Below are 18,391 nucleotides of genomic sequence, written 5' to 3'. Positions count from 1 at the left end.
TTCATTTCGCCCGACAGCCCAGATGCCATTGCGGATCACAATCGGAGCGCATTCCGACAAAGGGCAGAAGCCGGGCAACCAGGACTTCCACGGCGCTCTGATTCCCGATGAGCCGGCGCTCAGCCTGAAGGGCATCGCGATCGCGATCGCGGACGGGATCAGCAGCAGCGAGGTCAGCCACATTGCGAGCGAGTCGGCGGTCAAGAGCTTCCTGACCGACTATTACTGCACGCCGGATGCCTGGTCGGTGAAGACCTCGGTGCGACGCGTGATCGCCGCGGCCAACTCCTGGCTCTACGCCCAGACCAGAGCCAGCCAATACGCCTATGATCGCGACAAAGGTTATGTCTGCACGCTCAGCGCGATCGTGATCAAGGCGGCCACGGCGCATCTCTTCCATATCGGCGATTGTCGCATCTATCGCCCCGCAGGCCATTCGCTCGAGCAGCTCACCGACGATCATCGCGTCATCATCTCGTCGCAGCAGAGCTATCTGGGGCGTGCGCTCGGGGTCAATCCCGAGGTCGAAATCGACTATCAGGCCATTCGGATCGAGCGCGGCGACATCTTCGTGCTCGCGACGGACGGCGTTCACGAGCACGTGGGCAAGCGTTTTGTCGCCAACGTGTTGAAGGAGAATTCCCACGACCTCGATCAGGCGGCCCGCATCATCGTCGCTGAGGCACTGGCGCAGGGCAGTGCGGACAATCTCACGATCCAGATCGTGCGGATCGACGAACTCGGCGCCGGCGATGCCGCCGAGATCCCGGTCCAGGCCGAGCAGCTGCCGCCGGCGCCGCTGCTGGACGCGCGGACGATCTTCGAGGGCTACCGGATCGTGCGCGAGATCCATGCCAGCAGCCGCAGCCACATCTATCTGGCCATCGACGTCGAGACGGAGCTCGCCGTCGCCCTCAAGGTGCCTTCAATCGACCTGCGCGGCGACAGCGCCTATCTCAAACGGTTCCTGACGGAAGACTGGATCGCGCGGCGGATCGATAACCCGCATGTGCTGAAGGCCTTCCCATCGACGCGGCGCCGCGATCATCTCTACGTCGTCACCGAATTCGTCGAAGGCCAGACCTTGGCGCAATGGATGATCGACCATCCCAAAGCCGATCTCGATGCCATCAGAGACATCATCGAGCAGATCGCCAAGGGGCTGCAGGCGCTGCATCGAAAGGAAATGCTGCACCAGGATCTGCGGCCGCAGAACATCATGATCGACCGGACCCGAACGGTGAAGATCATCGATTTCGGATCGGTGCGCGTCAGCGGCGTGGTCGAGGCCGACCCGGCTGCCGACCACGACAGCATCCTCGGCACCCAACAGTATACGGCGCCGGAATATTTTCTCGGCGAGGGCGGCTCCGAATGGTCCGATCAGTTCTCACTCGGAGTCATCGCTTACCAGATGCTGACGGGGCGATTGCCCTACGGCGCGCAGATGGCGCGCGCAAGAACCCGGGCACAGTTTCGCAAGGTCCGCTATCTGCCGGCCTCCGGCGATGACCAAGCCGTCCCGCTCTGGATCGACGGCGCACTTCGACGCGCCGTCCATCCCATCGCCGCCAAACGTTACGAGAGCCTCTCCGAATTCGTCTTCGACCTTCGGCACCCCAATCCGGCCTATGTCGGCGACAGCCGGACGCCCCTGATCGAGCGCAATCCGCTGCTGTTCTGGAAAGCAACGACTGCGCTGCTCGCGATCGCAGTCGTCATCCTGCTCGCGGCTCGCCACGGCGGCTGGTAGGCGGGCCTGCCGGCCGCCACAGCTCAGGCGGGTTCAGGCGCGATCGCGCCGAGCGGCCTCGGCGCCGCGCCGGCTCCCGGCTTCATGCGGAAATCGTAGGTCATGAAGTGCCATGGCCCGACGGCCAGCTTGCCGTCCGGCATCACCGCGTCGCTGCGCCGCTCCACTTGGGCGACGAGGTCGTTCTTGACGCCAAACACGACATCGCTGTCGAGATATTCGTCACCGCCGACGAAGACGTGGGTGATCAGCGGCTCGTAGCCCTTGGCGTCCACCAGGAAATGCACATGAGCCGGCCGCATCGGATGGCGTTTGGTGCTCAGGATCATCTGTCCCACCGGACCGTCGGTCGGGATCGGATAGCTGCAGGGCAGGATGGTGCGGAAGAAAAAGCGACCATCCGCATCGGTGATGAAGCGCGCCCGCGACGACGGACCATCGCTCGCGTAGGACGGCCGCTGCGAATCGTAGAAGCCCTCGTCGTCGGCATGCCAGACATCGACCGCGGCGCCTGCCAGCGGGGCACCCGACAGATCGGTGACCCGTCCCTGGACGAACATCTTCTCGCCCTTGAGATCCGCCGAGATGTCGGTGCCGTGGGGCGTCACCTTGTGCTCGCCGACATAGAACGGGCCGAGCACGGTCGTCTCCGTCGCCCCTGCCCGGTCGCGATGATTGATGGCGTCGACCAGCATCGACACGCCGAGCACGTCGGACAGCAGGATGAACTCCTGCCGGCTCGCGGTGCAGGTCTGTCCGGTGCGGGTGAGAAAGTCGATGGCGGCGGCCCACTCGTCGAAAGTGAGCTCCGTCCGGCGCACGTAATCGTGCAGCGATTTCACCAATTCCTGCAGCAGGAATTTCGCGCGCGGATCGGGTGTCCCTTCGAAGCTCGCGACGACGGCCTCCGTGAGCTCGGCCTCGTTGAATTGTGTCATTGCCAATTCCTCCCGGCGCAAAGGGTACACGACGCATCCCTGGCCTGCCATTGGACGCGGCGCGTTTTTCGGCTATCACCCGGAACAAACGGCATGTGCGGCCGATCCTCGCGCAGGCCGCCAGAAACCGATCATAGCGGAGACGCCCGATGCTCGCCCCGACACCCGCCTCGCCCGAAACCGTCGGCATGTCGAAAGCCGCGCTCGATCGCATCGATGCCCATCTGCGGCAGCGCTATATCGAGGCCGGCCGCTTTCCCGGGACGCAGTTGATGGTCTATCGCCGCGGCAAGATCGTGCATGCGAGCTCGCTCGGCTATGCCGACGTCGAGCGCAAGGTCCCGGTCAGGGACGACACGATCTACCGCATCTATTCGATGACCAAGCCGATCACCTCGGTCGCCTTCATGATGCTGGTCGAGGAAGGCAAGGTCGCGCTCGACGAGCCGGTCGCGAAATACATTCCGGAGTGGAAGAATCTGGGCGTGTTCGTCGCCGGCACCGCGCCGGCCTTTGTCAGCCGGCCGCCGGCGCGGCCGATGCTGATCGTCGACCTCTTGCGCCACACCTCCGGCCTCACCTACGGCTTCCAGCAGCGCTCGAACGTCGATGCCGCGTATCGCGACGCCAAGATCGGCGCGGTCGAAAAGGCGGGAACGCTGCAGTCGATGATCGACGACCTGTCGCGCATTCCGCTGGAGTTCTCGCCGGGGGAAGCCTGGAACTACTCGGTCTCCACCGACGTGGTCGGCTATCTCGTCGGCAAGATCGCCGACAAGCCGTTCGAGCAAGTGCTGAAAGACCGCATCTTCGATCCGCTCGGCATGAGCGACACCGACTTCCACGTCCCCGCCGCGAAGGCGCACCGGCTGGCGGCGTGCTACTCGGCCGATGCCGGCGGCGCCTTGTCGTTCCACGCGGCCGATCGCAAGGGCGGCCTGACCTTGCAGGACGATCCCGCCACCAGCTCTTTCTTGAGCCCGCCCGACTTCATCTCAGGCGGCGGCGGTCTGTGCTCGACCACGGCGGACTATCTGACGTTCTGCCGCGCGCTGGTCAATGGCGGCGAGCTCGGCGGGGTCAGGCTGCTGGGCCCGAAGACGCTGAAGCTGATGACCTCGAACCATCTGCCGGGCGGCGTCGACCTGCCGGCGCTGTCGCGCTCGATGTTCGCGGAAGCAGCCTATAACGGCATCGGCTTCGGTCTCGGCTTCTCGGTGACGATGGATCCGGCCAAGACGCTCATTCCAGGCAGCGCCGGAGAATATGCCTGGGGCGGTGCGGCCTCCACCGCGTTCTGGATCGATCCGGCCGAGGAGCTGATCACGATCTTCATGACCCAGGTGCTGCCGTCGAGCGCCTATCCGATCCGCCGCGAGTTGCGCACGATGGTGTACGCGGCAATCACAGAGAGCAACGTCTAAGAGCGCTGTGGCGGTAAAGCCGCTCAGGGAACCGGCGATCGCCGCGCGTTGCGCTTGGCGTGCACGCCGTGCTCTCCTATGCTGACAGTCATGTGAACGGTTGCAACCGCCGAGCCCTTGCGGAGGCAGCCGCTCCAGCCTGAAATGCGCTCGCTGCACAAGTTCGCCTCCGCCCGACGCACCTCCGCCTGCGTCAGTCCCAACGGCGATCAGCAGCGCCAGCTCAAACGGGGCATCCGTGCCAAAACTCTCCCTGCCGATCCGGCTTGCTCTTCTGGTCGCAGGGACCACGCTGCCGCTCATCCTGTTCGCAGGCGGAATCGTCTTGCACAACTACATGCAGGACCGCAGCGACGCCCGTCAGCGCGTGCTGGAGACGGTGCGCAGCATTCGGCTGACGCTCGATGCGGAAATGCAGCGCATGACTGGCGGCGTCCAGGTGCTGGCGCTGACCGATGCCCTGACCACCGGCGATTTCGAACGCTTCCGGCCGATCGCGATGGGCTTCCTCGAGCAGTACGGCAAGAACGGCACGATCGTGGTCGCCGACCGCAACGGACGCCAGCTGTTCTCGTCGGCGACGACGGATACGGCTCACCTGCCGACGCGCAACAACCGCGAGATCACCCGCCGCGTGTTCGAGACCCGGCAGCCGCAATATTCCGACCTTTTCTACGGCGTCGTGAAGAAGAGCCTGATCGTCACCGTCGAGGTGCCCGTCTTTCGCGACGGCGAGGTCGTCTATGACATCTCGTTCAGCCCGCCGATCGAGATGTTCCAGACCATCCTGGAAAAGCAGCGGCCGAACCCGGACTGGACCTTGTCGCTGCTCGACCGCAAGGCGACCGTATTCGCACGCGTGCCAAATCCGGCGGACACGATAGGCAAGCAGGCCTCGCCATCGGTGTTTGATCGCATGCGCAGCGAGCAGGAGGCGACGCTGTCGAGCGTATCGCTCGAGGGCGTGCCGCTGCTGTCGAGCTTCACCCATTCCACCCTCACCGGATGGACCATCGGCGCCGGCATCGCCGAGGATTCGCTTGTGGCGCCGCTGTGGCGCAACCTCGCCGTCACCAGCCTGCTCGGCGGCATCATGCTGGCGATCGGTCTGGCCTTTGCGGTGCGGATGGCGACGACGATCGCGCGCGCCGAGATGCTGCACGACCTGCTGATCGAGGAGCTCAATCACCGGGTCAAGAACACGCTGGCGATCCTGCAGGCGATCGCGGTGCAGACCTTCCGCAGCGCCAGCCGCCATGAGCGTGAGAAGTTCGAGGGCCGGCTCGGCGCGCTCGCCGAGGCGCATAATCTGCTCAGCAAGGAGAAATGGCAGGGTTCTGAGCTGGAGGACGTGATCGAGCGCGTGCTCAAGCCCTACCGCCTCAACACGCCCGAGCGCATCAGGATCTCCGGCCCGAAGGTGGCGCTGTCGCCGCGGCTCGCCGTGGTGCTGTCGATGATCGTGCACGAGATCGCAACCAACGCCGCCAAATATGGTGCGCTCTCCAACGACACCGGCACGGTCGATCTGTCCTGGGAGCTGGCGAGCGCGGCCGACGCGGCGAAGAAGCTGCCGGCACGGCTGCGGCTGGTGTGGCAGGAAACCGGCGGGCCGGTGGTCTCGGCGCCGATCCAGCGCGGCTTCGGCTCCCGCCTGATCGTGCGCAGCGCGCGCGATCAGCTCGGCGGCGAGGCGACGGTCGACTTCCTGCCGCCGGGCGTGGTCTACACCATCACCTGCAAGCTCGACGATTGAGCCGCGTCAGCCGAACCTCTGCAGCGCCGGGAACGTCTCGAGCAGCCAGATGCTGAAGGTCGAGACCGCGCCGGTGAGAAAGCCGATGCCGGTGGCGATCATCAGCACGCCCATCGCGCGCTCGATGTTCACGAGATGGCCACGCATGCGGATGAACAGCGCCGAGAACTGTTCGATCATGAACGCCGCGACCAGGAACGGAATGCCGAGGCCGGCGGAATAGACGGCAAGAAGCCCGGCCCCCTTGGCGACTGTCGTCTCCGCGGCTGCGATCGAGAGGATCGCCGCCAGGATCGGCCCGATGCACGGCGTCCAGCCGAAGGCGAAGGCGAGCCCCATGACGTAGGCGCCCCACAGGCCGACCGGCTTGGGGATCGGCAGCCGACCTTCGCGCATCAGGAACGCGATCCGGGTCAGGCCGAGGAAGTGCAGGCCCATCACGATGATGACGATGCCGGCGAGAATGGACAACTGCTCCGACCAGGCCCGGATCAGGCCGCCGATCAGCGAAGCGCTCGCCCCCAACATCACGAACACGGTCGAGAAGCCCAGCACGAACAGTGCAGCCGAGATCATCACGGCGCGGCGCGACGCGGCCGGAGGCTCCTCGCTCTCGATGTGCTCGATCGTGGCGCCGGTGAGATAGACCAGATAAGGCGGAACCAGCGGTAGCACGCAGGGCGAAAGAAAACTGACCAGGCCAGCAATGAACGCGGCCGGAATCGATACGTTCTGGATCATGCGAGTCCCGCGATACGCCCCTCCAGGCGCAAGCCGGGGCACGACGCTTCTTGCCGCCGATGCCGGGAATACGCAACAGACGTGCCGAAGTTACGGCGGTCACCGATGATCACCGCCTGCGGGCTTTCGCGAGGACAGAGCCCGACATCCCCGGATCGGGAGCCTCATTGGCGAAGTCCCCCGCCCCGATGGGAGTGTCCGCCTCGTTCCAACCGGCTCGTCTGCGAGCCGGTGCGCGCTCACTGTGGGATCACGACATATCACAAATGCGCTAAATGCACCCTTGTGCACACATCGAACTGTGCTATTTCACCACTCGAAGCAGTGGTGGCCGGCGCTGACCCGGCTGCAGCTTCGCATCGCGCAGCTTGTCGGGATTGTCAGCTTGAACCATCTCATCGCAAAGCGATTTCAGATCGTCTTCGCTCAGACGGTTCAGCTTCATACGCAGGTCGAGGATGGCAACCGAGACCAAATGTGCCGATTCGCGATTGCCCGTTGCCGCGAGCATGGCGCGGCACTGCTCCAGGGATGCAAGCACTGCAAGCATTTGTTCGTCTGAATTGGCCACAGGCGTCGTTTCCGTTCTAGCGTGCGACGAGATCGAGCCGAGCAACTCCCGACTCGCGGATGGCTTCCAAATGCGTCATGTCCTTGCTCCCCTGCGCTTTGCCCATGCGGCTCAGTCCTGGCATGACGCAGGGTGAAGACACGCCACCGCTCCCCGGCATTCGATGAGTCAGCGCCACAATCCGTTCATCAAGATAGCATGACAACGGACCATCTTCGAATACCATTTCATTGCGGTCGAGGCAAAAACCATCGATCTTAGATTCGACTCGCGCTAAGCGTGTCCTTGTCCTACATGATGTGTCAGACCGCGCGTCTGCTGGCGGTAAGACCATGCTGCAGAGAACTGAAGGTAGCAGACTCATCGACCCTCGATCGCTCAACCAAATCATGGCACGAACGTGTCTTGCCCGTAATTTATCGGAATCACTCTAGCAGGCGGAGAGAGCTTGTATGCGCGTTGCGGCGGAACGGGGCGTTCCTCAGAAGGAACGCCAGGACCTAGCCGAGACCCCTGCGACGCTGGCGCCAGGGGAGCACGGCGACTCGTCTGCTGCGGCAGGATCGAGCATCGAACTGAGCCGAGAGAGTGGCGGCGCCAGTGGCGCCGCGGCGAGCAAGCCGGCAAGAACTGTGACGGGCCGGGCCGCCCCGGCCAAGTCAACCGTGAGCAAATCGGCGCTGGCAAGTCTCACCGACTGGGATGCAGCGCGGATCTTCCTCGAGGTTGTCAGGGCCGGCAGCTTTCGCTCCGCGGCTGAGCGGCTGACGCTCTCGATCAATGCCGTACGGCGGCGCATCGATGATTTCGAGCGGCAGATCGGCGCGACGCTGTTCACGCGCGATGTCCACGGCGCTCGGCTGACCGACGAAGGCGCGCTGGTGGTCTCCGCCGTTGAGCACATGGAGGCCGCGTCATTCGAGCTGCTGCGCGCGGGCGATGGTCTCGCCGGCGCCGCGTCGGGCGAGGTCCGGGTCGCGGTGACCGAGGGGCTCGGCACGTTCTGGCTGGCGCCCCGGCTGGTCGAATTTCAGCAGAGCTTCCCCAACGTCATGGTCGACCTCTATTGCGCGATGCGCTCGGCCGACGTGTCGCGTCACGAGGCCGATGTCGCCATCCACCTCACCCGGCCGGCGGCGCTCGACGTCAAGCTGGTCCGGCTCGGCCGCATGCACCTGATGTGCTTTGCGAGCGAGAAATATCTGGAGATATTTGGCATCCCAAAGACGATTGACGATCTCGTCAAACATCGCTTGGTTCTGCAGGTGGCGGACGAAGCCGCCGCCAACGCCGCCTTCGCCACCATCTTTCCCGGTTTTGAGCAGCGGGACCTGATCGCGATGACCACCAATGTCTCGAGCGCCAATTACTGGGCGGTGGCGCACGGCGCCGGTATTGGAGTCTTCCCAACCTACGCGAGTGCCCTGGGCGGGAAGATCATACCGCTTGAGGTTGATCTCAAGTGGTCCTACGACATCTGGCTGTCTTACCATGCCACCACTGGACGCATCCCTAGGGTGCGTCACATGATCGACTGGCTGGTGGAGGCCTTTAACCCTGGCAAATACCCGTGGTTTAAGGACGAATTCATCCATCCACAGCAACTTAAAACAGTATATATGGGTGAACCCCTGACCCATCTTTTCGGGGGCTTTCCGATGGAAGGACGGTAAAATCAGTATGAACAAATCAGCGGCAAAGAAAATGAAGCAGCGCAGTGCGGGCAAGCCCGACATCGAGCTCGGCAAGCGGATTCGCCTGCGGCGTGTAGAGCAGAAGATCTCGCAGGCTGAGCTCGGCGAGAAGCTCGGCGTGAGCTTCCAGCAGGTCCAGAAGTACGAGAAGGGCGTCAACCGGGTCGGCGCTGCGCGTCTGCAGCAGATCGCCACCGCGCTCGACGTGCCCGTGACGTTCTTCTACGACGGCGACAGCAAGGCCCGTGAGGTCGAGAGCCTCCTGTTCCTGGACAGCGCCTTCAGCCTGCGGTTGCTGCGCGCCTACAGCAAGATCAAGGACCAGACGGTACAACGTCAGCTGGTATCCTTGATGGAATCGATCGCAGCGAACGAAGAATAGGCAAGGCTGTCTGATCCGTCAGACACGTCTGCCCGTGATGGATATGGGCCATCTTCGCTCGAGGGCGCAACTTGGGGGCGCCAGGCGATCTGCCAGCTCGGGCGAGTTCACTGCCTCGGCTCAAGGCCGAGCGATCGGCGTGGCCGACACACCGGCCCTTCTCGTCCGCCCAGCGATCGCTGCGCGGTCTGAGGCTTCGTCGCCTTTATTTTTTCGTGCTCCCCTGCCGTCATAGGAAGTGGCGGCATGCCGGCGTTTCGGTCCCGTCCGGCCGACGCTGATCGTGAAGGGCTCGCGTTCTCTCCTGGACGATCCGTGCACAGGTCGAGAGCATCGGCCCGGACGTCCCTTGCCTGCCCATCATGTCCTGAACTCACATTGACGCCGTCACCGGCGCGGTGAACGATGCCGGCCGCCTGCCCTCCTGCCGACGGACCCTTCATGCCGACCATCTCCGAGCTCCCCACCACCTTCGCTGGGGACAAGATCCTCATGACCAGAGCGGGCGATGGCGTCGGCATCATCACCTTCAACAACCCGGACAAACGCAATGCGATGTCGCTGGAGATGTGGGAGGGGCTCGGCCAGGCGCTGGTGGCGCTGCGCGACGACGAGGCGATCCGGGTCGTGGTGCTGACCGGCGCCGGCGACAAGGCCTTCGTGTCCGGCGCCGACATCAGCCAGTTCGAGCAGAGCCGCCACAATGCCGCAGCCTCCGAGGCCTATGCCGAGCGAAGCGCCGCCCAGCGGGCGCTGCTCGCCGGCTACCCGAAGCCGACGATCGCCTGCATCCGCGGCTTCTGCCTCGGCGGCGGCCTGCAGATCGCGATGCTGACCGACATGCGCTTCGCCGCCGCGGACAGCCAGTTCGGCATCCCCGCCGCCAGGCTCGGCATCGCCTACGGTTACGACGGCCTCCGCAATCTGGTGTCCCTGGTCGGCCCGTCGCAGGCGCGGCTGCTGCTCTATACGGGCCTGCGGATCGATGCCGCGGAGGCGCTGCGGATCGGCCTCGTCGATCGGATGATGAGCATCGACGAGCTGCTGCCGGCCACGCTGGAGATCGCCCGCACCATTGCCGGCAATGCGCCGCTGGCGGTTAAGGCCGCCAAGATCACCATCGCCGAAGTGCTGAAGGACGAAAGCCGCCGCGACACAGCCGCGATCAAGCGGATTGGCGATGCCTGCATGGATTCGGAGGATTTCCGCGAGGGCCGCCGCGCCTTCATGGAGAAGCGCAAGCCGGCCTTCAAGGGACGCTAATTAAATCATGATGCGCTTCCAAGAAAACGCATCATGATCCTATCTCTCATTGTTTGAGCATGATCGTTTCGGAAACCGGTTCCCACTTTTCCGGATCATGCTCTAAAGCGCCTCCAGCACCGCCTTCGTGACGTCGATCGTGCCGGCATTGCCACCGAACTCGAACGGCTTGAGGCCGGATGCATAGACCTGGTCGACGGCCTGCTCGATCCGCTGGGCCGCCTCGGCTGCGCCCTCGATGCCATGGGTGTCCGCCAGCCAGTCCAGCATCATCGCGGCCGACAGGATCATCGCGGTCGGGTTGGCCTTGCCCTGCCCCATGATGTCGGGCGCAGTGCCGTGGCAGGGCTGGAACACCGCATGGCGGTCGCCGATGTCGGCCGAGGGCGCCATGCCCATGCCGCCGACGAGGCCGGCGGCGAGATCGGAGAGGATGTCGCCGAACATGTTCTCGGTGACCAGGACGTCGAAATCCCAGGGGCGCTTCACCAGCATCAACGCGCACGCATCGACGTAGAGATGATCTGCCTTCACATCCGGATGAAGCTGAGCGACCTCGTCGAAAATCTTGCGGAAGTAGGCGAAGGCCTTGAAGACGTTGGCCTTGTCGACGCAGGCTAATGTCCCCGAGCGGCCGCGATCCTTGCGGCGGGCGGCGAGCTTGAAGGAGAAGTTGAAGAGCCGCTCGGACGTCCTGCGGGTGATGACGAGCGTCTCGCGCGCCTCCTCATGTGTCACCACACCTTTGCCCATCGAGGCGAACAGGCCCTCGGTCGACTCGCGGATGACGACGAAGTCGATGCCGTGCTCGGCGGCGCCGACGATCGGGCTCGGCACGCCCGGAATCAGCCGCGCCGGCCGCACGCCGGCATAGAGATCGAAATGGAAGCGCAGCTCGATCTGCGGCGCGATCTCGGTGTTGTCGGGATAGCGCACCGACGGCAGGCCGCAGGCGCCGAGCAGGATCGCGTCCGCCTGCTCGCACAGCCGGATCGTGGCGTCGGCGATCGAGACCCCGGTCGCAAGATAGTTGGTGGCGCCGGCCTGGGCCTCGGTGAAACGGAACGACAGGCCGGCCCTGGCCTCGACCTTGCGCAGCACCTCGAGCGCTGGCGCCATGACCTCCGGCCCGATGCCGTCGCCGGGAAGGACTGCGATGTGGAGTGCGTTGGTGGAGGGCATGTTTTCTTCGCAATACGAGTGAGTTAGCTCGGTCATTGCGAGCGAAGCGACGCAATCCAGGGCTCAGGTTGAGACTCTGAATTGCTTCGTCGCTTCGCTCCTCGCAATGACGGGAGTGGCTGGGAGTTACGGCGTCAGCACGGCGCGGCCGACGAGTTGGCCCTTCTGCAGCTCGCGCAGGGCATCGTTGGCCTTGGCGAGCGGCATCGGCGTCACCGGGATCGGCGCGATGTTCTTGGCGCGGACCAGGTCGAGCAGCTCCTTCGTCTCGCGGAGATTGCCGACATAGCTGCCCTGGATGGTGACCGCCTTGATCGGAATGAGCGGCAGCGCCCACGGCGCACCGCCGCCAAACAGGCCGACGATGACCAGCTTGCCGCCCTTTGTCAGGCAGTCGAAGCCGAGCTGCGCGGTGGCGGCATTGCCGACCAGGTCGATGACGGCCCGGATCGGCTCGCCTGCAGCCTTGTTCAATTGCTCGAGCGCGTCTGGCGCCTTGCCGTCGACCGCCGCCAGCGCGCCGGCCGCCAACGCGGCCTCGCGCTTGCGCGCGTCGATATCGACCACGATCGCGCCCTTGCCGCCCATGGCCTTCAACAGCGACAGCGCCATCAGCCCGAGCCCGCCGGCGCCGAAGATCACGATCGGCGTGTCGAAATCCTTCTCGACCTTCTTGAGCGCGCTGTAGGTCGTCACGCCCGAGCAGGCGTAAGGCGCGGTCGTCACCGGATCGAGCCCCTTGAGATCGATCAGGTGGCGCGGATGCGGTACCGTCATGTGGTCGGCATAGCCGCCGTCGCAATAGACGCCGAGCGAGGCCGGCTTCAGGCACATGTTCTCGTCGCCGGCCAGGCACGTGGCGCATTTGCCGCAGCCGATCCAGGGATAGACCAGCACGACGTCGCCGACCTTCAGCCCGCCCTTCTCGGCTTCGGTGACCTCGGGCCCGAACGCCACGATCTCACCGGCGCTCTCATGGCCCATGGTCCGCGGCAGCGACACGCCGCGATCCTTGAGGGACAGCGGCTTGCGGCCGTGGCCGAGATCATAGCCGCCTTCCCAGATGTGCAGATCGCTATGGCAGACGCCGGCCGCCTTCACCTTGATCAGCACCTGTTTGCCGAAGGGCTGCGGTGTCGGCTCGTCGACCTCGGTCAGCGGTGCATTGAAATCGGTGACCTTGAAGCTCTTCATGCTTTCACTCCCGTAGTCCGATGCGGGCGGGCCCAGACGGCGCATCGACGGGACGAGCGGCGAGGCTGCGCGCGGCAACGTCGCCTTGGACCTCCTCCCGGCATGAGCGCGTCCGGCTGGTCCGGACTGTTCTTGCGATATCGCGACATTGGCTGGAAACGCGAGGAGCGGCAAGGCTGCGCGCAACATGTGCGGTCATGGCAGCCCTGCAGCGGATTGGCTCACGAGCTCAAGGTCTTGCAGCGTCGCTTACGCCAGCCCCCCGCAGGATTTCCACGGTGTGCTCTCCGAGGCTTGCAGCCCGCGGGCCCGCCGCAACCTTTGCCTCCGACATCCGGAACGGCAGGTTGACGACCTTGAAGGTCCCGGCGGCATCCTCCACGTCGGCCAGCGCGCCGCGATGCGCGATCTGCGGATCAGCCAGCGCATCGGCCACGCTGCGGTAGGCCGAGCTGGGCACGCCGCCCGCGTTCAATGCCTCCAGGCATTGGGCGACGTTGAGCCGGCGCGACCAGGCCTCGACGCCATCCATCAGCGCGCCCCAGTTTGCCCGCCGGTCGGAATATTTTGCGAATCTGGGATCATCGACCCAGTCCGGATGTCCGATCACTGTCATCAGGTTCTGGAACGTCTTCTCGCTGGCGATGGCGATCATCACGAAGCCGTCGCGACACTCCGCCGGGCCGAAGGTCGGCCGCGACGGCTGCGCGACGGGAAATTGCGACCATTGGATCTCGTTCAAGGTCAGGCTCAGCATCGATTCCAGCATCGAGCAGTCGATGTGCTGGCCGCGGCCGGTGCGCTCGCGCTGATACAGGGCGGAGGCGATGGCGCCGAAGGCATAGGTCCCCGTCACCACGTCGGCATGATAGATGCCGCAATAATCGGGCCGGCTGCGCCCCGGCTGGTAGGCGAGATGCGCCATGTCATAGCCCGAGGCCGCGTGGATCACCGGCGCATAGGCCGGAAGCTCCGCCGAGGGGCCGGTCTGGCCGTAGCCGGAGATCGAGCAGTAGATCAGCCGCGGGTTCACTTTGCGCAAGGTCGCATCGTCGAGCCCGAGCCGCTGCATCACGCCGGGGCGGAAATTCTCGACCAGGATGTCGGCACCTGTGACGAGCCGACGCACCGCGTCGCCGCCATCGCGCGATTTCAGATCGAGCACGACACTCTTCTTGCCGACGTTGAGCTGACCGAAGGCGGTGGAGCAGCCGCCGCGCATCGGAGGCCGGATGCGCATGGTTTCACCTTCGGCTGACTCAATCTTGATCACCTCCGCACCCATGTCTGCAAGCATGCGTGCACAATGCGGGCCGGCGATCGTGGTCGAAAAATCCAGGACGCGCAGCCCCGCGAAGCATCCTGTCAAACGGCTCTCATCGTTTCCAACTAGACTCACGAGCGCAGCTCCCTGGTGGAGTTCTCTTTTCCGCACGCCGAAGCCGGCATGATCCACTTCCTCTTCGCCGATTCACGAAGCGTAAGCCATCGGGCGCGGTGCGTGGGGAGTCTAGTTCGAACCATTCGATGTCGAAAGCGTTTGGCCTTCCGCCGCGGTGGGGCGACGCTTTTCTGTCACGACTGAATTTGGACCTTTTCTTGCATAGGACGAACATGGGGCTTGATCGAGGACATCTCTTGCGGGTTCTGTTCGTTACGACCGAAATGGACGATTTCGTCCGGGTGGGCGGACTGGCTGCCGTTTCGGCGGCACTTCCCCGGGCACTACGCTCACACACCGACGTCAGGATCATGCTGCCCGGCTACCGGGACGTGATCGAGCAACTCACTCACATCGAGATCGTCGGCCAATGCGCTCCTCTGGCAGAGATGCCAGCCTGCGCGCTGGGACGGTCTTCGACCCGCGACGGCCTGCCGGTCTACGTCCTGCTCTGCGACGAGCTCTATGACCGTCCGGGCAATCCTTACGGCGACGAGAACGGGCAGGACTGGGCGGACAACGACATCCGCTTCGGCCGTCTCGCCGCCGCCGCCGCCGAGCTGGCGGCGGGCACGCTGGATGAGAACTGGGCAGCCGATCTGGTGCACGCCAACGATTGGCAGGCCGCATTGGTGCCGGCCTATCTGGCATGGCGCGGGGTCGAGGTTCCCTCGATCCTGACCATCCACAACCTCGCCTATCAGGGCCTGTTCCCGCGCGAGTCGCTGCGCCGGATCGGCGCCCCCGAATCCTCGTTCCACATCGACGGTCTGGAGTTCTACGACAAGCTGTCCTTTCTCAAGGGCGGCCTGGTCTATGCGTCGCATCTCACCACGGTCAGCTCGACCTACGCCCAGGAGATCACGACGCCCGAGCTCGGCTGCGGGCTGGAGGGCCTGCTCCGGCAGCGCTCCAATGCCCATGAGCTGACCGGCATTCTCAACGGCATCGACGAGAGCTGGGATCCCCGTTACTGCCAGCAGCTGGCGCAGCCCTTCGCCGCCGGCGACTGGAAGGGCAAGAAGGCCAACGCCGACTACGTCCGCAAGCAGTTCGGCCTCGCCGTGTCGCGCGGTCCGATGTTCGGCATCGTCGCGCGCCTCGTCCATCAGAAGGGCATCGACCTGGTGCTGGAAGCCGCCGACGAGATCGTCGGCGCCGGCGGCCAGATCGTGGTCACCGGCACCGGCGAGCCCGCCATCGAGCGCGCGCTGTTGGAGGCTCACCGCCGCCGGCCGGACGCGATCGGGGTCGCCATTGGCTTCAACGATGCGCAGGCGCGGCGCATCTTCGCCGGCAGCGACTTCACCCTGATGCCGTCGCGCTTCGAGCCCTGCGGCCTGAGTCAGATGTATGCCCAGCGCTTCGGCTCGCTGCCGATCGGCCACCAGACCGGCGGCCTCGCCGAGACCATCACCGATGGCGAGACCGGATTCCTGTTCGAGAAGCCGTCGGCGGAATCCTTCCTCGGCGGGGTGAAGCGCGCATTCTCCGCGTTCACCAGCACCGAGCGACTGAACGCGATGCGGCTGTCGGCGATGGCACGCTCCTTCAGCTGGAACCTGTCGGCCGCCTGCTACAACGCGCTGTACCGGAAGATGCTGGCGTCGTAGCCCGCTCCCGTTGCCCGGATGAGCGAAGCGACATCCAGGTTCATCTCATCCTGTCGAACAGGCCCCGGATATCGCTTCGCTCATCCGGGCTACGGTCAAACAACAAAAGCCCGGACGTCGTCCGGGCTTTTTCTTGTGCGCTTGAAAGGCGGGCTTCTTACGCTGCGCGGACCGCTTCCAGGAAGCTGCCGACCTCGCGCTTGAGCCGGTTGGAATCTCCGGCGAGCGACTTGGCCGATGACAGCACCTCGGCGGAGGCCGAGCCGGTCTGCGAGGCGCCGCGCTGCACGTCCGTGATGTTGGACGAGACCTGCTGGGTGCCGTGGGCGGCCTGCTGCACGTTGCGGGAGATTTCCTGCGTCGCAGCCCCCTGCTCTTCGACCGCCGCCGCAATGGCCGCGCCGATCTCGGCAAGCCGCTCGATCGTCGAGCTGATCGCCTGGATCGAATTCACCGATTCCTGCGTCGCGGCCTGCACGCCTGAGATCTGCTGCGAGATCTCCTCGGTCGCCTTCGCCGTCTGCTCGGCCAGCGCCTTGACCTCGGTCGCGACCACCGCGAAACCGCGCCCGGCGTCGCCCGCGCGCGCCGCCTCGATGGTGGCGTTGAGTGCGAGCAGATTGGTCTGTCCGGCAATGCTGTTGATGAGCTCGACGACGTCGCCGATGCGGGCTGCGGCCTGCGACAATTCAGCGACGCGCCCATTGGTCTGGCGCACCTGCTGCACGGCGTCGCCGGCCATGCGCGCCGACGCCTGGACCTGACGGCTGATCTCGGTCACCGACGAGGAGAGCTCCTCGGTGGCGGAGGCGACCGACTGAACGTTGGCGGAAGCTTCCTCCGACGCAGCCGCCACCACCGTGCTGAGCTCCTGCGAGCGGTTGGCGGTGTTTGTCAGCATATCCGCTGACGTTTCGAGGCCCGAGGCCGCCGACGACACGGTGTTGACGATGTCGGCGATCGTCGACTCGAAGTTGCGCGTCAGCGCATCCAGCCGCCGGGCCCGGTCGATCTGCGCCTGCGCGTCGCGCTGCGCGGCCTCGTCCGAGGCCTTCTTGGCGATCAGCGCATCCTTGAAGATCTTCAGGGCGCGCGCCATCGCGCCGATCTCGTCCTTGCGGGACTCGTTCGGAATGTCGGCGCTCAGCTCGCCGTTGGCGAGCCGCAGGGTCACGCCGGTCAGTCCGACCAGCGGGCCGACGACGCCACGGACGATGCCGATGACCACGGCGACCGACACGATCGCCACCAGCAGCAGAACGCCGAGCGCGATGAACAGCCGCAGCCGCGCCGCGCCAATGGCCTGATCGATGGCCTGATGCGCGGACTTGAGCGCCGCATCGCGCAGCACGATGACGTTGTTCAGCATCGGCGTCGTCCAGCGGCCCCACTCCTCCGCCGTGACCGGCGACGGCTGTCCGTCGCGCCCCGCCGTGACGAGTTGACGGTAGCGCTGTTCGCCCGCGCCCATCAGGGTCGTGCGAACGTGCTCGAGCGCTGCGGACACTTCCGGCGTATTGCGAACGCTGCGCGCCGCAAGCTCGATCTGCTGCCACAGCAACGTCACCTGGCCGCTCTGCTCGGTCACCTCGGCAAGACGCGCCGGGGTCCAGCTGGTGTTCTGGATGAAGAAGCGCAACACGGCGGAGCGCGCGCCATTGATCGTGCGCATCGATTGCGCCAATTGCGCAAGCTGGGCCGACGGCAACAGGTTCTCGATCTCGCCGCCGGCCCGCGACAGCTCGATCGCGGACTCGTCGATGGCGGCATTCAGAGACTCGGCCGCGCGACCGAGACCATCCGTGGTCGTCGCCTGGATGTTCGCCGGACGCTGCGCGGCCGGAAGCGGTGCCGCGCTGCGCGCCGCGGAACGGACGCCGCGCAATGTCGTCGCTGCGGCATCGAGATTGGTGGTCGGCAGTCCCGCTACTTCCGCGGCGGTCTTGGCCTGGACCAGCGACTCGTCCGTCGTGGCGATGGCCTTGTCGAGCTTGGCGACATCATCCGCCGAGGCGGACCCGGCCGCCGCGAGCAGATTCCACTGGCCGCGCTCGAGCGGGATCTGCGCATTGACCTTCAGTGCCAGCTCGAAGGCGTCCAGAACCCGGGCCGCCTGCTCGCGCTTGCGCAAGTCGCCCCACCCGCTCCACGCGAGCGCAAAGGCGAAGGCCATCGCGAAAAATCCGGTCAGCAGATTGCCGGCGAGAATTTTCCATTTGAGGCTGACCGCACCGGTCTCCGGCTCAACCGTCTCATTCTGCAGCACCGCGCGTTCGGACATTGGCCAATCCCAATCAAATACCGCTGCCCGGCCGGTCACGCTCGCATCGGCCGATACGCGCTTGCGCAGCGGCCCTCCGGCGACGTCTTCGCACGGTCGGCAAACAAGGATCGCGGCGACGCCGCCGCGCCATAATGATTAAGAACGAATGGCGACTA

General features: G+C 65.2%; 14 protein-coding genes. 7 read left to right on the top strand and 7 right to left on the bottom strand.

Annotated elements, in window-relative coordinates; genetic code table 11:
* Positions 1–22: 22 nt before the first annotated feature.
* A complete protein-coding gene (locus tag QX126_RS04400) occupies positions 23–1,753 on the top strand; it encodes a bifunctional protein-serine/threonine kinase/phosphatase (RefSeq protein ID WP_315779525.1) in 1,731 nt (576 codons plus the stop codon).
* Positions 1,754–1,776: 23 nt separating this feature from the next.
* Here the strand turns inward: QX126_RS04400 and QX126_RS04395 are convergent, their stop codons facing one another.
* A complete protein-coding gene (locus QX126_RS04395; RefSeq protein ID WP_315779524.1) occupies positions 1,777–2,691 on the bottom strand; it encodes an intradiol ring-cleavage dioxygenase in 915 nt (304 codons plus the stop codon).
* Between the two features lie 149 nt (positions 2,692–2,840).
* Between QX126_RS04395 and QX126_RS04390 the strand changes: the two genes are divergently transcribed.
* Together QX126_RS04390 and QX126_RS04385 are read left to right on the top strand one after the other, a co-directional pair.
* A complete protein-coding gene (locus QX126_RS04390; protein WP_315779523.1) occupies positions 2,841–4,115 on the top strand; it encodes a serine hydrolase domain-containing protein in 1,275 nt (424 codons plus the stop codon).
* 238 nt (positions 4,116–4,353) lie between these two features.
* Positions 4,354–5,871 carry a sensor histidine kinase gene (locus tag QX126_RS04385; protein ID WP_315779522.1) on the top strand — a complete coding sequence of 506 codons (1,518 nt, stop codon included), beginning with the start codon at positions 4,354–4,356 and terminating at the stop codon, positions 5,869–5,871.
* A 6-nt stretch (positions 5,872–5,877) separates the two neighbouring features.
* On the opposite strand, the gene QX126_RS04380 is transcribed toward QX126_RS04385, so the two are convergent.
* Entirely contained in the window at positions 5,878–6,612 is a 735-nt protein-coding gene (locus tag QX126_RS04380) for a cytochrome c biogenesis CcdA family protein (protein ID WP_315758506.1), read from the bottom strand.
* Between the two features lie 304 nt (positions 6,613–6,916).
* Entirely contained in the window at positions 6,917–7,228 is a 312-nt protein-coding gene (locus QX126_RS04375; RefSeq protein WP_315758505.1) for a hypothetical protein, read from the bottom strand.
* Between the two features lie 407 nt (positions 7,229–7,635).
* On the opposite strand from QX126_RS04375, the gene QX126_RS04370 reads away from it, so the two are divergent.
* The 3 genes from QX126_RS04370 to QX126_RS04360 all read left to right on the top strand — a co-directional run bounded on the left by QX126_RS04370 (position 7,636) and on the right by QX126_RS04360 (position 10,522).
* Positions 7,636–8,856 (top strand): LysR family transcriptional regulator, encoded by a 1,221-nt coding sequence (locus QX126_RS04370; protein ID WP_315779521.1) that lies wholly within the window; start codon positions 7,636–7,638, stop codon positions 8,854–8,856.
* Positions 8,857–8,863: 7 nt separating this feature from the next.
* Positions 8,864–9,259, top strand: a complete 396-nt coding sequence (locus tag QX126_RS04365) for a helix-turn-helix domain-containing protein (protein WP_015668220.1) — start codon at positions 8,864–8,866, stop codon at positions 9,257–9,259.
* Positions 9,260–9,700: 441 nt separating this feature from the next.
* Complete coding sequence (locus tag QX126_RS04360) at positions 9,701–10,522, top strand: enoyl-CoA hydratase (RefSeq protein ID WP_315779520.1); 822 nt, start codon at positions 9,701–9,703, stop codon at positions 10,520–10,522.
* A 102-nt stretch (positions 10,523–10,624) separates the two neighbouring features.
* Here QX126_RS04360 and QX126_RS04355 read toward each other — a convergent pair whose 3' ends face one another.
* From QX126_RS04355 to QX126_RS04345, 3 genes are all read right to left on the bottom strand, one after another.
* Positions 10,625–11,704 carry an isocitrate/isopropylmalate dehydrogenase family protein gene (locus tag QX126_RS04355; RefSeq protein WP_315779519.1) on the bottom strand — a complete coding sequence of 360 codons (1,080 nt, stop codon included), beginning with the start codon at positions 11,702–11,704 and terminating at the stop codon, positions 10,625–10,627.
* 126 nt (positions 11,705–11,830) lie between these two features.
* Entirely contained in the window at positions 11,831–12,898 is a 1,068-nt protein-coding gene (locus QX126_RS04350; protein ID WP_315776388.1) for an alcohol dehydrogenase, read from the bottom strand.
* A 229-nt stretch (positions 12,899–13,127) separates the two neighbouring features.
* On the bottom strand, positions 13,128–14,195 hold the full coding sequence (locus tag QX126_RS04345; protein WP_409999072.1) for a CaiB/BaiF CoA transferase family protein: 1,068 nt from the start codon (positions 14,193–14,195) through the stop codon (positions 13,128–13,130).
* A gap of 341 nt (positions 14,196–14,536) precedes the next feature.
* On the opposite strand from QX126_RS04345, the gene glgA reads away from it, so the two are divergent.
* Positions 14,537–15,952, top strand: coding sequence for a glycogen synthase GlgA (gene glgA, locus QX126_RS04340; RefSeq protein WP_315779518.1), 1,416 nt, complete (start codon positions 14,537–14,539; stop codon positions 15,950–15,952).
* Between the two features lie 157 nt (positions 15,953–16,109).
* Here glgA and QX126_RS04335 read toward each other — a convergent pair whose 3' ends face one another.
* A complete protein-coding gene (locus tag QX126_RS04335) occupies positions 16,110–18,233 on the bottom strand; it encodes a HAMP domain-containing methyl-accepting chemotaxis protein (RefSeq protein WP_315779517.1) in 2,124 nt (707 codons plus the stop codon).
* Positions 18,234–18,391 lie beyond the last annotated feature (158 nt).

The organism is Bradyrhizobium sp. SZCCHNPS1003 (assembly GCF_032381555.1).
In the GTDB taxonomy this organism is placed as follows: Bacteria; Pseudomonadota; Alphaproteobacteria; order Rhizobiales; family Xanthobacteraceae; genus Bradyrhizobium.
This window is presented reverse-complemented; position numbering and strand designations above follow the sequence as displayed.

Bases quoted from the DNA above. Each gene is read 5' to 3' on its own strand.
- QX126_RS04400 (WP_315779525.1), top strand. From the start codon at position 23: ATGCCATTGCGGATCACAATCGGAGCGCATTCCGACAAAGGGCAGAAG.
- QX126_RS04395 (WP_315779524.1), bottom strand. From the start codon at position 2,691: ATGACACAATTCAACGAGGCCGAGCTCACGGAGGCCGTCGTCGCGAGC.
- QX126_RS04390 (WP_315779523.1), top strand. From the start codon at position 2,841: ATGCTCGCCCCGACACCCGCCTCGCCCGAAACCGTCGGCATGTCGAAA.
- QX126_RS04380 (WP_315758506.1), bottom strand. From the start codon at position 6,612: ATGATCCAGAACGTATCGATTCCGGCCGCGTTCATTGCTGGCCTGGTC.
- QX126_RS04370 (WP_315779521.1), top strand. From the start codon at position 7,636: ATGCGCGTTGCGGCGGAACGGGGCGTTCCTCAGAAGGAACGCCAGGAC.
- QX126_RS04365 (WP_015668220.1), top strand. From the start codon at position 8,864: ATGAACAAATCAGCGGCAAAGAAAATGAAGCAGCGCAGTGCGGGCAAG.
- QX126_RS04360 (WP_315779520.1), top strand. From the start codon at position 9,701: ATGCCGACCATCTCCGAGCTCCCCACCACCTTCGCTGGGGACAAGATC.
- QX126_RS04355 (WP_315779519.1), bottom strand. From the start codon at position 11,704: ATGCCCTCCACCAACGCACTCCACATCGCAGTCCTTCCCGGCGACGGC.
- QX126_RS04350 (WP_315776388.1), bottom strand. From the start codon at position 12,898: ATGAAGAGCTTCAAGGTCACCGATTTCAATGCACCGCTGACCGAGGTC.
- QX126_RS04345 (WP_409999072.1), bottom strand. From the start codon at position 14,195: ATGCTTGCAGACATGGGTGCGGAGGTGATCAAGATTGAGTCAGCCGAA.
- QX126_RS04335 (WP_315779517.1), bottom strand. From the start codon at position 18,233: ATGTCCGAACGCGCGGTGCTGCAGAATGAGACGGTTGAGCCGGAGACC.